The sequence below is a fragment of the Tardiphaga sp. GW821-FHT12E02 genome (genome assembly GCF_058807155.1).
This window is the reverse complement of record NZ_JBXAQK010000001.1, coordinates 3,231,247-3,245,916: the sequence shown is the minus strand read 5'-3', so window position 1 is coordinate 3,245,916 and position 14,670 is coordinate 3,231,247. Positions and strand designations below refer to the sequence as shown.

Sequence of the window (14,670 nt, the reverse complement as noted above, 5' to 3'; positions counted from 1 at the left end):
AGCTGGCTTACGCCGCATGCCCTGCATTCGCAGCCTGGCTGCGGCGACGCCACAGCCCGCCGACGGCCAGCACAACGAAGATGCCGAGCAGACCGCAGAGGATCTCGCCGCCGGTGCCGTCACCGGTGAAGCGGATGCCGCTGCCGAGCGAGGCAAACACGCCATCGAGGCTGGCGCCCAGCGAACCACCGAAGAAGCTGTGCAGCGCCGGCAGAACCGCAGGATCTGTAGCGATCACTTCGCCGGCGACCCAGCCGAGCAGCGCAGCACCGAGCCACACCAGCACCGGCAGGCGGGTGAGCAGCGCCATGATCAGCGCCGCGCCGGCGACGATCAGCGGCACGCTGATGGCGAGGCCGAGGATCAGCAGCGGCACGCTGCCATTGGCGGCGGCGGCGACGGCGATCACGTTATCAAGGCTCATCACGATATCGGCGATGACCACGATCTGCACGGCGGCCCAGAGATTCGAGGCGGCCTTTACGCCGTCCTCTTCTTCCGGTTCAGGCACCAGCAGCTTGGCCGCGATGACGATCAGCGCGAGACCACCGACGAGCTTGAGATAGGGCAGTGCCATCAGCGAGGCGACAATGCCGGTGAAAATGATACGGAGGATGACGGCGGCGGCCGCACCGAGGATCATGCCCCACATGCGCTGCTTCGGCTCGAGGCCGCGGCAGGCAAGCGCGATCACGAGCGCATTGTCGCCCGACAGCAGCACGTTGATCCAGATGATCTTGCCGACGGCAACCCAGAAAGCGGGCTGCTGCATCTCGAGCTGAAACTGGGTGAAAACCGACTTGATCGTCGCCGGATCGAAAACTTGCAGTAGCCAGTCCACAGTGCGCCCCTCTTTTGTTCGTCGTTGTCGTCTTATGGAAATGCCGGCGCGCCCCCGCGCGCCGGCAGATAGTCGCGTTCGGCTAAAGCTTAGCCGACGATCTCGTTGCCGGCGAAGAACTGCGCGATTTCGATCGCGGCGGTCTCGGCAGCATCCGAACCATGCACCGAATTCTCGCCGATCGACTTGGCGTGAGCCTTGCGGATGGTGCCTTCAGCGGCCTTCGACGGATCGGTGGCGCCCATCACGTCGCGATACTTCAGGATCGCGCCTTCGCCTTCCAGCACCTGCACGACGACCGGACCCGAGGTCATGAAGTCCACGAGCTCGCCGAAGAAGGGACGCTCCTTGTGGACGGCGTAGAAGGTGCCGGCCTGGTCGCGGGTCATGTGGATGCGCTTCTGCGCGACGATGCGCAGGCCGGCCTTCTCGATCAGCGCATTGATCGCGCCGGTCAGATTGCGCTCGGTCGCGTCGGGCTTCAGAATCGAAAAGGTACGCTCGATGGCCATGATACATCCTTGAATAACGATAGTTGGAAAGATGGCGGCTTATATCGGCGCCATGCTGGAACGGCAAGCGATCCGTCAGCATCGCTCCTGCCATCTGGACAGCAAAAATGACCAAGATGTCATGCAGATGAACCGTTTCTGACAGATCTGGCCGGCCTGCGTTCAGCCGCCGGGGCCTAGCTTCATCTCAACAGCACGCCCCACCCGCTTCCGGCGGCATCCACCGGCCAACGGACGTGCCGACGAGGAGAGATGACGATGTTCCGCAAGATTGCACTGACTTTGGTCGCTGCCGCCTCCCTGGGCGCCGCAGCGCTGGCGCCGACTTCCGCCTCGGCCTGGGGCGGACATGGTGGATGGCACGGCGGCGGATGGCACCGCGGCTGGGGCGGCCCGCCCCGTTTTGCCGGAGGGCCGCGCTTCGTAGCCGGCCCGGCCTATTACGGCGGAGGCGGCTGCTGGGTCCGTCGGGTGGTTCCCACCCCGTGGGGACCCCGCTGGCGGACGATCAATCGCTGCTACTAACTATTTACCACAGGAACGCTCGGCCCCTCCCGGCCGGGCGTTTTTGCATTGCACCTGTGGATATTTCACCCTTTTTTGAACCAATCGCGCTGAAATCCGGGAAACGGGAAACATTTTCAACCCGTGTGACTTGCCTTGATATCTGTACGGCAACGAACACACCTTGGATCGGCTATGACGTCACCCTTCCCCACCAACCGCGAGGACGAGATGGACCGCAACACCAGCGCGGCAATCCGCAACGCCATCGGGGAACGGCTGCGCCGGGATATGGGGACCGACGACTCCCTGCCGTCGCACCTCCAGATGCTCCTCAGCGAACTTCAGCAGCGCGACAAAGACAGCGCCTGAGCGGTGGGACCCCGCAAATCCGGGTTGCGTTTGTGCTCTGCAGCGGTGACAAGGCCGCATGCTCTCCATTACCGACATTTCCATCCGTATCGCCGGCCGGCTTCTGATCGACGAAAGCACGGTGCAGATTGCCCCCGGCGCGCGCGTCGGCTTCGTCGGCCGTAACGGTGTCGGCAAATCCACCCTGTTCCATGCCATCCGCGGCGACCTCTCGCTTGAGGGCGGTAGCATCAGCATTCCGCCGCGCTGGCGGATTGGAAGCCTGGCCCAGGAAGCGCCGGACGGGCCGGAGAGCCTGATTTCCGTGGTTCTGAAGGCAGATGTCGAGCGCTACGCGCTGCTGGCCGAGGCCGAGACGGCCACGGATCCCGACCGCATCGCCGACATTCAGACACGCCTGGTCGATATCGACGCCCACTCCGCCCCGGCCCGTGCCGCCGCCATCCTGAGCGGCCTCGGCTTCCCGGCTGAGGATCAACTGCGCTCCTGCTCGGAATTCTCCGGCGGCTGGCGTATGCGCGTGGCGCTGGCGGCGACCTTGTTCTCGGCGCCGGACCTGCTGCTGCTGGACGAACCGACCAACTATCTCGATCTCGAAGGCACGCTGTGGCTGGAGGATCACCTCGCCAACTATCCGCGCACGGTGATCGTCATCAGCCATGACCGCGATCTGCTCGATGTCTCCGTGAACGAGATCCTGCATCTCGACCGCGGCAAGCTGGTGCATTATCGCGGCACCTACTCGAATTACGAAGAATTCCGCGCCAATCGCGAAGCGCTGCAGGCGAAGAATTTTGAACGCCAGCAAGCCGAGCGCAAGCGGCTGCAGGATTTTGTCGATCGCTTTAAAGCCAAGGCATCGAAAGCCCGCCAGGCGCAGTCGCGCGTGAAAATGCTGGAGCGCATGAAGCCGGTCGCGGCCATCGTCAGCAATGACGTGCGCGAGATCCACTTCCCCGCACCGGAAAAGATGCTGTCGCCGCCGATCCTGGCGCTCGACAATGTTTCGATCGGCTATGAGCCCGGCAAGCCCGTGCTCAGCAAGGTGACGCTGCGCGTCGATACCGAAGACCGGATCGCTTTGCTTGGCTCCAACGGCAACGGCAAATCGACTCTCGTAAAACTGATCGCGAACAAGCTGCAGCCGTTTTCCGGCGCGGTGACGCGCGCTGACAAACTATCCGTCGCCTATTTCGCCCAGCATCAGGTCGATGAACTGGTGATGGAGCAGTCGGTCTATGATCATATCCGAAAGCTGATGCCGGAAGCCCCGGAGTCCAAGGTCCGCGCGCGTGCTGGCAATATCGGCTTCTCCGGCAAGGCTGCGGATACAACGGTAAAAAGCCTGTCCGGCGGCGAGAAAGCCCGCCTGCTGCTCGGCCTCGCGACCTTCTACGGCCCGAACCTGATCATCCTGGACGAACCGACCAACCATCTCGACATCGACAGCCGCGCGATGCTCGCGGAAGCGATCAACGAATTCCCAGGCGCCGTGATCATGGTCTCGCATGACCGTTATCTGATCGAGGCCTGCGCCGATCAGCTTTGGGTCGTCGCCAACAAGACCGTCACCAATTTCGATGGTGACCTCGAAGACTATCGCAAGCAGGTGATGCAGATCCGCGATCCGCGCACGCCGGCGCGCGAGCGTGTTGCGACTGAAGACAAGCCGGTGCGCACGAAGGAAAAGCGCAGCTCACCGAAGCAGCAGATCGCCGAAGCCGAAACCGAGATGGCGCGCATTACGGGGATCATCGCGAAGATCGATACCGCATTAGCTTTGCCAGATATCTTTACGAAAGATCCCAAACAGGCTGCACAACTCACCAAAGCCCGCGCTGCAGCAGCCGATGCTTTGGCCCGGGCCGAAGAGCAATGGCTGAACGCCAGCGCGCTGCTGGAAGACGCAAACAGCGCCTGATCGACGAGAATTCGTGCGGCCGCACGGCGGCACACTTGCGGCGAAAATGTGCCGTGGCAGATCACCGTCCAGGTGCGCGCGGATGTGGTTTTCTCGCCTGCCGATATTTGAGGGCCACCACAAAGATGGGCAACGCGAGGGAGAGCCAGCCCACGATGTTCCAAATCCCATCGCCGACGAGCGCGACGACCAGCCCGAATAGCGATACGACCATCAGCCAGATTGGAATACGGTATACCGCACGCAGGTCGATGCGGTGACGGATGGCGCCGGCTTCGGTTCGTGCCTCTCGAGACGCGAGCCGGCGTCCGCGCCGCCCTATCCACAGATAGAGCCCGCTGATCAGGATCGCGATAGCCGCGATATCCATCACCGCCCAGACGATCTTCAGCGGCAATCCGCCATAGTCGCCGAAATGTAACGGCTGGGACAACAGCACAGTCGAGACGTACCAAGGCAGGCTGCGTGAATCGACGAAGCTGCCGTCCATCGCATCGATCATCACCGGCGTCAGCAGACGCGCCGTGAGTGGCGCATTGCCGTGCATGAAGACGATGTAGTGACTCTGGCTCGAAAACAGCGAGCCGGGATAGGCCACGAAGAACGGCTTCATGCTCGGGATCGTCGCTTGCGCCATATCAACGGCCGATTGCACCGACGCCAGAACCTGCGGACGTGGCCGGTTCTTCACCGGACCAACCATTTCGACCAATTGTCCGTTCTGCCAGGCCTTGATGACGAGATCAGCCCCCGTATTGATGACGCCGGTGATGCCGACCACCATGACCCAGGCTACTGTCACGATGCCGAGAAGATTGTGCAGATCGAGCCACCGCAGCAGCGTCGATCGGTCGAAACGCATGGTGCCGAAAGACAGTTTCCGCATCGACACGCCGTAGATCACGACGCCGGAGACGGTCGCCACGACGAACAACAGACCCATCACACCGAGAAACAGTTTGCCGTAGAGGCCGAGAAACAGATCGGTGTGAAGCCGCAACAGAAAATAGGTGTAGCGTTCGCGCGTTTTCGCTTCGCTCATCACCTCGCCCGACATGGCATCGACGCGCAGCGTGCGATTCTGCGTCGGATGTGCGCCGGGTGTTGGAGCCAGTACAAAACTCAATTCGGTGGGGTCGTCGTGATCCCAGAAGAACGCCTGGATGAACTGACCGGGCAAGGCACGCTGTGCGTTGCCGGCCGCGATATCGAGACTTGCCGGTGCAGCCTGCTCCGATCGTGTCGGCTTCGCCGGGCCACCATCGAGCATCGCATCGATCTCGTGGCGGAAGATCAGCGGCAGGCCGGTGATGCACAGCATCAGCAGAAACAGCGTACAGATCAGACTGGTCCATTTGTGCACGACGGACCATTTTCGAAGCGTACTTGCGAGCATGCACCAAACGCCTCTCGGTCCTCACACGCAGCAAGGCGGGATTGCGCAGGCGCAATCCCGCCTTGCCAGCCATTGGCGAATCGACGTCACCAGCGATAGGCGATGGAGGCGACCACCTTGCGGCCCTGCCCCAGCGCGCAGGCCGTGGCATTCACGCTGAAGCAGCCGGTCACGTAATATTTGTCGGTCAGGTTGAACATATTGACCGCCATGGTGAGGCCGCGCAGGTCGCGCCGGAGCGCACCGAAATCATAGGCGACGCGCGCATCCAGCAAGGCATAGTCCGGAATGAAAAGCGTGTGGCTGTCATCCTCGGTCTGACCGACATAGCGCACGCCAGCCGCCAGTTTCAGGCCATCCAAGGGACCGTGCAGAAACTGATATTGGCCCCAGACTGATGCCTGATGGTTCGGCGTTTCCGCGGGCCGCTTGCCGAGTTCGGCGAGACGCGCGCTCTTGGTGATTTCAGCATCGAGATAGGCATAGGACGCCATCATGCTGAATTCGCGGGTGATCTCCGTCTTCGCTTCCGCCTCGACACCGCGTACCCGGATCTCGCCGGTCTGGCGGCGAACGCCGAGGATGTCGGAGGCCACAACGTTCTGTTGCGTGAGATCGAAGTAAGCCAGCGTGAACAGGCTGTTGGTGCCGACCGGCTGATACTTCACGCCGACCTCGACCTGCTCGCCAGTGGACGGCTTGAACGCATCGCCGGTCGCACCGACGCCGGTCACCGGCTGAAACGAGGTGGCGTAGCTGACATAGGGCACGACCCCATTGTCGAACAGATAGCTCAGACCAGCGCGGCCGGTGGTCGCAAAATCGTTCTGGTTGATGACGGTGTTGTTCCTGAAGTTGCTGAAGCTTGACTCCACCCAGTCAGCGCGGCCGCTCAGCGAGGCCAGCCATGATCCGAGCCGGATCTGGTCCTGCAGATAGAGGCCGAGCTGCTTTTCCCGAGCCTGGAAGTCTTCGGCGACGGCCGTTGGCGCCGGGACTGGCTGGCCATAGACCGGCGCGAAAATGTTCAGGAGCAGCGGCGCGGTGCCCTGCTTGAAGATGCGGCGCGCATCCTCGTCGCGATAATCGAGCCCGGCCACCACATCGTGCGACAGCACGCCGGTGTTGAATTTCGCCAGCAACTGATTGTCGATGGTGAAGGCATTGGCCGCATCATAGGCATTGATGGGAATGCGCGCCGTATTGCGATTGTCGTTGGTAAAGAAAAAGCCGAACACATTGGCCACCGCATCGACCTGGCTCTTCACTTCGCCATAACGCAGGTTCTGCTTGAAGATCAGGTCATTGGTGAAGCGATGCTCGAAGGCGTAGCCAACGCCGTATTGCGAGCGGTCGAGACGATCGTAACTTGGCTCGCCCGTATTCGTGCTGCGCGGAATCTGGCCATTCGGATTCGGCCGGATCGAGCCGTTTGGCGGCACGAGGTTGAAGAACGGCCAACGCGATTTCTCCTCGGAGTAATGACCGAGGAAAGTGAGGCTGGTCTGGTTGTTCGGCTGGAATGTCAGCGCCGGTGCGATGAACACGCGATTATCTTCTGCGTAACGCACCTGGGTGTCGGCATCGCGCACGAGGCCGGTCAGGCGGTAGAGCCACTGCTTGTCGCTGGTGATGGGGCCGCCGAGATCGAAGGCCGCCTGCGCGCGATTATAGCTGCCGGTCTGCAGCTCGATTTCGCCGATCGGCACCGATGTCGGCCGCTTGCTCACCATATTGATGAGACCGCCCGGCCCGCTCGAACCATAGAGTCCCGAGGCCGGCCCCTTCAGCACTTCGATCCGCTCGAGACCGTAAGGCTCGATCGCGTAACTCGCAGCACCGTCGCCGCGGATCGGCAGCCGCATCCCGTCGAGATACTGATCGGCGCGAAAACCGCGGATGCGCGTATAGGCATCGGTGGGCGACAGCGCGCCGAAATTATTGACTGACACGCCGGGCGTATAGCCGAGCGCCTGGCTGACGCTCTGGGCGCCCTGATCACGGATCTGATCGGCGGTGATGACATTGATCGACTGGGGCACCTGCACCAGAGGCACATCGCTCTTGGTGCCAGTCGAGCCGATCGTCGCGACATAGCCGACAACCTGCCCCGGCGATGCAGCGGTGCTGATCAGGGGCGCTGCCGGAGCTACGGCCGCAGGCGCACGCGTCACTGCAACGGCACGGCGCGAACCCTGGCGCTGCGTTGCGCGGCGCGCCACAGTGCGTTCGCGGCGCGGCGTATCGACGACAACCGGTGGCAATGCGTTGCCGCTGGTGGCAGCGACACCCGAACTATTCGATTGCGCGAGTGCGTCGCGCGTTTCCACCCAGATGCCGCTGACGCACAACAATGCGCAGCAAGACACGCTGCGCCAAAACCCGTTCTTCATTCCGGAAGCCCCCAACCGGGACATCGCAAACCAAAGCGACATCCGCGGGTCACAATATGCGCTTTGCAAAAAGCGCAAACTGCTCCATTACGGCTGGGAATGCTCCATTCGCGGCTAAACTTGTTAGATATGTTCTAATGAACAATCACGACTGGCAAAGAGAGCGAACGCGGTTCGAACGCAATGTGGCGGAGCTGGCCATCGATGCGCAGCCGGTGCTGTCCAATGCGAGCGGCTCGATCCTGATGGCACGGGCGAGCTTTTCGGAATTCGAAGGCGCATTTCAGCTCACACCGCGGCTGATGATCTCGCTGTGCCTGTCCGGCAGTGGACGGTTACGACGATCGACGGAGCACGGCGCGGTCGAGGGCGTGATGCGTCCGGGCAGCTTTGCACTCGCTTTGCCCAATACGCAGGGCAGCGGCTTCACGCCAGCGGCGGATATGCTCGGCCTGTCCATCGGCTCGGCCGAACTCGAAAGTTTCGGCCTGTCGGCTGCCGAAGATCTGATCCCGGCAGCAAGCGCGATCCGCAATGATCCCCTGATCTCCTCCGTGATGCGCGCAATCTGGCTCGACGCCGAAGCCAATGGCATGTCGTCGCTGTTCTTCCAGCATGGCGTCGCTCTGATCCTGAAGCGTCTGGCCGACATGCAGTCGGCTGCCCTGCCCGATACCGTGAGCAGACCATTGCCGCTGCAGCGCCTTGCTCATATCCGGGAGATGATCGACGCGCGCCTCGGCGACGATCTGAATGTCGGGGATCTCGCACGCGAAGCGCGTCTGGACGTTCGTAGTTTCACGCGCGCATTCCGCTCGGCGACCGGGCTCGCGCCCTATGAGTATCTCACCATGCGCCGGCTCGAACGCGCGCGCGAGCTGTTGCAGACGGAACGATCGATTACCGAGATTGCCATGTCGGTCGGCTACGCCAATCCGAGCAAATTCGCTGCGGCGTTTCGCCGGCTGTATGATTGCTCGCCACGCGAATGGCGGAACGCCAAGCGCTAAAGCAGCTTCAAATGGATCGAACGTAGGCGCGCGGACACCTCTCCCCACCGGGGAGAGGTCGAAATCGGAGCGAAGCGCAGATTTCGGGTGAGGGGGTGCCCCAAGCGCCGTCGGAGTGAAGCCCCCTCACCCGCGCGCGAGCGCGCGCGACCTCTCCCCGGTGGGGAGAGGTGTTCGAGCGCCGCCTCTCGTTGGAATATTTGTAGCGCCCGTTCTCAACGAAAATCGCCCGGCCATGCGGCGCGGGCGATTTTACGAAACTGGTTATGTGTAGCAGCGACTGGCCGATCAGCCCGTGGCACGCTTCTTCTTCGCGCCGCGCACCGGCTTCGGCTGCTCGACCTGTGGCGTGCCCTCCACCATTGTCAGACGGCCGGCCGTAAACGTGTAGATGCCGGCACGCGGACCGCGCAGATAGGTCAGCGTGGTGAGACGATCTCCGCGCGGATTGCCGCCAATATTCACGCTGTCGGGCGCACCGGCGCCACGCGCGACGTCACATTCGGTATGACCGAGTGCCACGACGCCCGTTGCCGGCGCTACAGCGGCAGCGCCATCGGCGAGCGCGCTGGCATCGCGCGGCGGCATGCCGGGGCATGAACCGTCGGCGCCGATCAGATCCTGTGGTGACACTGCCTGTTCCGGTGTCAGCGGCGGCGTTTCGATCGAGACGTTGCGGCTGATGCTGCGGCCGGTCCGCTGAAACCAGTCAGCGTCCTTGGACAGCAGGTCAGACTTGAACATGTCACCCGCACTCATGCCCGAACAGCCGCCCAGCAGCGGCGCGAGGAAAATGACGGCCAAACCCGTTCGATGAAGCTTTTTGCTGTTCACGATCAACGCTATCCCACACACGGCGACGACGCGCCCGTCTCATCATTCGTTTGCGGCGTGACCGTGACATCGGGCCACCCAGCGTTCCGGAAAGGCGCAATTAGCATCAAATACGGTTAATCGGCAAAGCCAGATTTACCACGCGCTAGTTCCGTTTCTGCCAGCGGCCGCGTTCGTCGGCCTGCCAATAGGTCGCTGTGAGCCCCCGCGCCTTGCAATCGGTCCAGGCGGCGCGTGCCGCGGCCAGCGCCTCGTCGTCGTCGCCATTGAAGACAAGCACCATGCGCTCATATCCGGCCGTTTCCGCCGGCAAGCGCGCATTGTCAACGAGGAACCTAACCTGCGCGCCGTTCGGATTGCTCTCCTCCAATACCAGGAGGATGGGTTGCTCCGCCGCGTCTGCCGCACGCCATGTGGCATGCGGCAGGAACGAGTCGTCGCGATACGTCCAGAGATGCGCATCGAGCGCATCGGCGCGCTCTTCCGAGGTGGACTGGACCACGCACCGCCAGCCGCGCTCGAGAGATTTCTCAAGCAACGGCGGCAGCACGTTTTCCAGTGCCATGTTCTGCAGGTGGTAGAACAGAACCTCGGTCATATCCGCTTACTTCTTGCCCTCGTAATAATCGGCAACAAGCCGATCGAGCAGACGCACGCCGTAGCCCGAGCCCCAGCTCTGGTTGATCTCGGTCTTCGGCGCGCCCATCGCGGTGCCCGCGATATCGAGATGCGCCCATGGCGTGCCATCGACAAAGCGCTGCAGGAATTGCGCTGCCGTGATCGAGCCGCCGTAACGGCCGCCGGTGTTCTTCATGTCGGCGAATTGCGAGTCGATCAGCTTGTCGTAATCCGGGCTGAGCGGCATGCGCCAGACGCGCTCGCCGGTCGCCTGCCCCACGGTGGCAAGACGCAAAGCGAGTTCGTCATTGTTGGAGAACAGGCCGGCATGATCGGTGCCGAGCGCCACCATGATGGCGCCGGTGAGTGTGGCGAGATCGATCATGAATTGCGGCTTGTACTTTTTGGTCACGTACCAGAGCACGTCGGCAAGGACGAGGCGCCCTTCGGCATCGGTGTTGATGATTTCGATGGTCTGGCCGGACATTGAGGTCACAATGTCGCCGGGGCGCTGCGCATTGCCATCGGGCATGTTCTCGACGAGGCCGATGGCGCCGATGACATTCGCTTTCGCTTTACGGCCAGCCAGCGCATGCATCAGGCCGACGACGCAGGCCGCACCGCCCATGTCGCCCTTCATCTCTTCCATGCTGCCGGCCGGCTTGATGGAAATGCCGCCGGTATCGAAGGTGACGCCCTTGCCAATGAAGGCGACGGGCGCATCGCCCTTCTTGCCGCCGTTCCAGCGCATCACCACGATGCGCGCAGGATTCGCCGAGCCCTGTGCGACGCCGAGCAGCGCGCCCATGCCGAGCTTCTGCATCGCCTTGACGTCGAGGACCTCGATGACGACGCCGAGCTTCTTCAGCTCGCTGGCGCGGCGCGCGAATTCCACGGGGAACAGCACATTCGGCGGCTCGTTGACGAGATCGCGCGCGATCACGACGCCGTTCACGACGGAATTGTCGGACGCAAAGGCCTTCTTGGCTGCGGCGACGTCGCTGACGGCCAGCGACACGCTGACGGTGCCGCGCTTTTCTTCGCCGTCCTTCTTCTTGGTCTTGTAGCGATCGAACTTGTAGGCACGCAGCAGCACGCCGGATGCGACCGAGGCGGCCTGCTCTGCTGTCATGTCGGCCGACGGCAATTCAGCGATCACCGTGATCGCATCGGCGGATGAACCGAGCTTGCCGGCCAGTACGCCGCCGAATTTCAGGAGGTCGGTTTCCTTGATTTCATCAACCTTGCCGGTGCCGATCACCAGCAGCCGATCGGCCTTCACGCCTTCCGGCGCGAGGATGTCGAGGGTCGATCCGTTCTTGCCCTTGAATTTCGAGGCAGCGGCGGCGCGCTTGACCAGCGCGCCCGCGGCGCCCAGCGCCTTGGTCGTTGCCTTGCCCAGTTTCAACGCATCGTCGCTGAACACCACGAGGGTGCCGCGGGCGGCCTGGGACAATGGGACGAAGCCGACCTTGACGGTGTCGGACATGGGCAAGACCTCCAGAATATCACATGAGGCGCATCGGACCGCAGGGGGCGACGCGGGGGAACGGATGTTGTTGTCCCGGCAGCCGGAGCCGTCAAGCCGTGCGGACAAATCGGCGTCACGGGCGCTGATTCTGTGTCCCAACATGTCAGTTGCCACCAATAAGGCCACCGCCCGGGGTCACGGGCCATCACACTTATTGATGGAAGCGCTTGTCCGGGCTTGTTTTCAGTGTCCCAAGGGCCACATCGCAGAGTAAATTAACCACTTACTCACCCAGCCATCGCCCGGCCATTTTGTTGACCGATCAATGGGATGGTAAGTATGACGATCAGGCCTGAAGCCGCAGCACTGCCCTCGGGGATCCCTCATCGGGGATGGGCACGCCGCATGTTTTCCGGGCCGTTACGGGGACCGATGGGGTCGATCGACAGATATATCTTCAAGATGGTGCTGGCGTCGTTCGGTATCGTGCTGGTCAGCCTGACCGGCGTGATCTGGATCACGCAGGCGCTGCGTGGCATCGACCTGATGACCAGCCAGGGCCAGACCATCCTGACCTTTCTCGGCTTCACGAGTCTCGCGATTCCCGTGCTGGTGCTGATCATCGCGCCGATCGCGCTGATGATCGCCGTCTCGCATACGCTGACCAAGCTCGCGACCGATTCCGAAGTCATCGTCATGAATGCCGCCGGCCTGTCGCCGATGCGGCTGTTTCGGCCGTTTCTCTATGCCACGCTGGTGGTGTCGCTGATCGTGGCCTTCATCGCCTCTTATATGGCGCCGGATGGCATGCGGCGACTGAAGCGCTGGGATGCCGAGATCACCGCCGACGTGCTGACCAACATCCTGCAGCCGGGCCGCTTCGCGCAGCTCGATACGAATCTGACGGTGCGCATCAAGGAACGCCAACCCGGCGGATTGCTGGTCGGCATCTTCGTCGACGACCGCCGCGATCCCAAGGAACGCATCACCATCATCGCCGATCACGGCACCATCCTGAAGAACAAGGATGGCTCCTTCCTTGTTCTCGAAGACGGCAATCTGCAGCGTTTCGAAACAGGCAAGACCGATCCCGCCATGGTGGCATTTGCCCGCTACGCCTTCGACATGTCGAAATTCTCCAATCGCAGCCAGGATGTCACTTACGGCATTCGCGAGCGCTATCTGTGGGAACTGTTCTCGCCGCCGGCCAATGATCCGATGTATCAGCAGATGTCGGGCGCCTTCAGCGCCGAACTGCATGACCGCCTGATGGCGCCGCTTTATCCATTCGCCTTTGCGGCCCTCACCTTCGCCTTTCTCGGCCAGCCGCGCACCACGCGCCAAAGCCGCAATTTCTCCATGGGCAACGCCATCGGCGCGGTGTTTGCATTGCGCATGGCCGGCTTCGCCTGCTCGGTGGCGGCTGCGAAATCGGATTGGGCGGCACCACTGCAATATGCCCTGCTGTTCGGCACGATCTTCGGCAGCCTTGCGATCATCAAGCTCGGCATTGTGATCGAGCCGCCCGCGAAACTGATCGAAGCCATCAACCGCTCCAACGAACGGATCCTGCGCCTGTTCAGACGGCCGGTCGCCGCATGAGCATGATCACCAACACGATCGGGCGTTATTTCGCCGGCCGGTTCCTGGTCGCAGCTGTCGGCGTGTTCGTCAGCATCTTCATGCTGCTGGTGCTGGTCGATTACATCGAAATGGTCCGTCGCACCGCCGGACTCGCCACGGCGCCCGCACTGATGGTGGCGCAGACATCGCTCTACCGGGTGCCGCAGGCGCTGGAAAAGCTGATGCCGTTCTGCATCCTGATCGGCGCCATGACCTGTTATCTGGCCCTCTCCCGTCGGCTCGAACTGGTCGTCGCGCGCGCCGCCGGCGTCTCCGCCTGGCAGTTCATCTCGCCGGCGCTTTTTGCCGCCCTCGTCCTCGGCGTGCTGGCGACCATCGGCTACAACCCGATGTCGGCCAATCTGCGCGAGGAATCCAAGCGGATGGAAGCCCGGATGTTCGGCGACGCGTCGGGCGGCGGCGTGCAGGACGCCGCCGGCTTCTGGATCAACCAGGTCAATGCCGACGGCCAGACCATCATCAATGCCGCCCGCAGCGAGCAGCAAGGCCTCCGCCTCACCGGCCTGACCCTGTTCCGGTTCGACACCGAGAACCAGTTCAGCGAGCGGATCGAGGCCCGCGAGGCCACACTCGAACCCGGCAAGTGGGTATTCAAGGGAGTACGAATTTACTCCCTCGATTCGCCTGTGGTCGAACGGGAAACGCTGGATATCGCCACGACGCTGACCCCGACCCAGGTCCGAAATAGTTTCTCGACCCCCGAAACAGTGTCATTTTGGCAACTTCCTTCGTATATCCGTTCATCCGAGAGTTCGGGATTTGCGACCGCGGGGTATCGTCTGCAGTATCACAAGCTCATCGCGCAGCCGTTTTTGCTGGTCGCGATGGTGATGCTGGCGGCGTCCGTGAGCCTCCGGTTCTTTCGGATGGGCGGTGTCCAGAAGATGGTTTTGTATGGCGTGGGCGCAGGCTTTCTGCTCTACGTTCTGTCGAAAGTGACTGAAGATTTGAGCAAGGCCGAGTTGATGCATCCGATTGCTGCGGCGTGGCTGCCCGTCTGTGTGGGCGGCCTCACCGGCTTTTTGGCCTTGTTGTACCTGGAGGACGGGTAGTGGCTGGTTTTGCCGCCCTCCGTGCGCGGAAATTGACCTCGAAACTGCACATTTGTGCAGATTGCGGACGCACGTCTCGCGCGATCACAACGATCGCAGCAA

The 14,670-nt window shown here is 62.3% G+C and carries 13 protein-coding genes; 6 read left to right on the top strand and 7 right to left on the bottom strand.

What is annotated here, in order from left to right; genetic code table 11:
- Nucleotides 1–7 precede the first annotated feature (7 nt).
- Together AC1RQ5_RS15340 and ndk are read right to left on the bottom strand one after the other, a co-directional pair.
- Nucleotides 8–841, bottom strand: coding sequence for a TerC family protein (locus tag AC1RQ5_RS15340; protein ID WP_493200064.1), 834 nt, complete (start codon nt 839–841; stop codon nt 8–10).
- Nucleotides 842–930: 89 nt separating this feature from the next.
- Complete coding sequence (gene ndk, locus AC1RQ5_RS15335; RefSeq protein ID WP_398482657.1) at nt 931–1,353, bottom strand: nucleoside-diphosphate kinase; 423 nt, start codon at nt 1,351–1,353, stop codon at nt 931–933.
- A 258-nt stretch (nt 1,354–1,611) separates the two neighbouring features.
- On the opposite strand from ndk, the gene AC1RQ5_RS15330 reads away from it, so the two are divergent.
- From AC1RQ5_RS15330 to AC1RQ5_RS15320, 3 genes are all read left to right on the top strand, one after another.
- Nucleotides 1,612–1,878 (top strand): sulfur globule protein precursor, encoded by a 267-nt coding sequence (locus tag AC1RQ5_RS15330; protein ID WP_493200062.1) that lies wholly within the window; start codon nt 1,612–1,614, stop codon nt 1,876–1,878.
- A 174-nt stretch (nt 1,879–2,052) separates the two neighbouring features.
- Nucleotides 2,053–2,229, top strand: a complete 177-nt coding sequence (locus tag AC1RQ5_RS15325; protein WP_398482661.1) for a hypothetical protein — start codon at nt 2,053–2,055, stop codon at nt 2,227–2,229.
- Between the two features lie 58 nt (nt 2,230–2,287).
- On the top strand, nt 2,288–4,150 hold the full coding sequence (locus AC1RQ5_RS15320; RefSeq protein ID WP_493200060.1) for an ABC-F family ATP-binding cassette domain-containing protein: 1,863 nt from the start codon (nt 2,288–2,290) through the stop codon (nt 4,148–4,150).
- 61 nt (nt 4,151–4,211) lie between these two features.
- On the opposite strand, the gene AC1RQ5_RS15315 is transcribed toward AC1RQ5_RS15320, so the two are convergent.
- Both AC1RQ5_RS15315 and AC1RQ5_RS15310 read right to left on the bottom strand, forming a co-directional pair.
- The gene (locus tag AC1RQ5_RS15315; protein WP_493200059.1) at nt 4,212–5,546 is read right to left on the bottom strand and encodes a PepSY-associated TM helix domain-containing protein; all 1,335 of its coding nucleotides are present in this window, start codon (nt 5,544–5,546) and stop codon (nt 4,212–4,214) included.
- Between the two features lie 86 nt (nt 5,547–5,632).
- Nucleotides 5,633–7,939 carry a TonB-dependent siderophore receptor gene (locus AC1RQ5_RS15310; protein WP_493200057.1) on the bottom strand — a complete coding sequence of 769 codons (2,307 nt, stop codon included), beginning with the start codon at nt 7,937–7,939 and terminating at the stop codon, nt 5,633–5,635.
- Between the two features lie 137 nt (nt 7,940–8,076).
- Here AC1RQ5_RS15310 and AC1RQ5_RS15305 point away from each other — a divergent pair, with 137 nt between their 5' ends.
- On the top strand, nt 8,077–8,949 hold the full coding sequence (locus AC1RQ5_RS15305; RefSeq protein ID WP_493200055.1) for a helix-turn-helix domain-containing protein: 873 nt from the start codon (nt 8,077–8,079) through the stop codon (nt 8,947–8,949).
- A gap of 288 nt (nt 8,950–9,237) precedes the next feature.
- Here AC1RQ5_RS15305 and AC1RQ5_RS15300 read toward each other — a convergent pair whose 3' ends face one another.
- The 3 genes from AC1RQ5_RS15300 to AC1RQ5_RS15290 all read right to left on the bottom strand — a co-directional run bounded on the left by AC1RQ5_RS15300 (nt 9,238) and on the right by AC1RQ5_RS15290 (nt 11,890).
- Nucleotides 9,238–9,708 (bottom strand): hypothetical protein, encoded by a 471-nt coding sequence (locus AC1RQ5_RS15300; RefSeq protein ID WP_493203439.1) that lies wholly within the window; start codon nt 9,706–9,708, stop codon nt 9,238–9,240.
- Between the two features lie 220 nt (nt 9,709–9,928).
- Complete coding sequence (locus tag AC1RQ5_RS15295; protein WP_493200053.1) at nt 9,929–10,381, bottom strand: DNA polymerase III subunit chi; 453 nt, start codon at nt 10,379–10,381, stop codon at nt 9,929–9,931.
- Nucleotides 10,382–10,387: 6 nt separating this feature from the next.
- Complete coding sequence (locus AC1RQ5_RS15290) at nt 10,388–11,890, bottom strand: leucyl aminopeptidase (protein ID WP_398483642.1); 1,503 nt, start codon at nt 11,888–11,890, stop codon at nt 10,388–10,390.
- 414 nt (nt 11,891–12,304) lie between these two features.
- On the opposite strand from AC1RQ5_RS15290, the gene lptF reads away from it, so the two are divergent.
- Both lptF and lptG read left to right on the top strand, forming a co-directional pair.
- Nucleotides 12,305–13,474, top strand: a complete 1,170-nt coding sequence (gene lptF / locus AC1RQ5_RS15285) for an LPS export ABC transporter permease LptF (RefSeq protein ID WP_398483644.1) — start codon at nt 12,305–12,307, stop codon at nt 13,472–13,474.
- The gene (gene lptG, locus AC1RQ5_RS15280; protein ID WP_493200050.1) at nt 13,471–14,568 is read left to right on the top strand and encodes an LPS export ABC transporter permease LptG; all 1,098 of its coding nucleotides are present in this window, start codon (nt 13,471–13,473) and stop codon (nt 14,566–14,568) included. The genes lptF and lptG overlap by 4 nt, the downstream gene beginning before the upstream one ends.
- The last annotated feature ends 102 nt before the right edge of the window (nt 14,569–14,670 follow it).

Coding starts and splice junctions, on each gene's coding strand:
- ndk (WP_398482657.1), bottom strand. CDS start 1,353: ATGGCCATCGAGCGTACCTTTTCGATTCTGAAGCCCGACGCGACCGAG.
- lptG (WP_493200050.1), top strand. CDS start 13,471: ATGAGCATGATCACCAACACGATCGGGCGTTATTTCGCCGGCCGGTTC.
- lptF (WP_398483644.1), top strand. CDS start 12,305: ATGGGGTCGATCGACAGATATATCTTCAAGATGGTGCTGGCGTCGTTC.
- AC1RQ5_RS15330 (WP_493200062.1), top strand. CDS start 1,612: ATGTTCCGCAAGATTGCACTGACTTTGGTCGCTGCCGCCTCCCTGGGC.
- AC1RQ5_RS15320 (WP_493200060.1), top strand. CDS start 2,288: ATGCTCTCCATTACCGACATTTCCATCCGTATCGCCGGCCGGCTTCTG.
- AC1RQ5_RS15300 (WP_493203439.1), bottom strand. CDS start 9,708: ATGAGTGCGGGTGACATGTTCAAGTCTGACCTGCTGTCCAAGGACGCT.
- AC1RQ5_RS15305 (WP_493200055.1), top strand. CDS start 8,077: ATGAACAATCACGACTGGCAAAGAGAGCGAACGCGGTTCGAACGCAAT.
- AC1RQ5_RS15290 (WP_398483642.1), bottom strand. CDS start 11,890: ATGTCCGACACCGTCAAGGTCGGCTTCGTCCCATTGTCCCAGGCCGCC.
- AC1RQ5_RS15310 (WP_493200057.1), bottom strand. CDS start 7,939: ATGAAGAACGGGTTTTGGCGCAGCGTGTCTTGCTGCGCATTGTTGTGC.
- AC1RQ5_RS15315 (WP_493200059.1), bottom strand. CDS start 5,546: ATGCTCGCAAGTACGCTTCGAAAATGGTCCGTCGTGCACAAATGGACC.
- AC1RQ5_RS15295 (WP_493200053.1), bottom strand. CDS start 10,381: ATGACCGAGGTTCTGTTCTACCACCTGCAGAACATGGCACTGGAAAAC.
- AC1RQ5_RS15325 (WP_398482661.1), top strand. CDS start 2,053: ATGACGTCACCCTTCCCCACCAACCGCGAGGACGAGATGGACCGCAAC.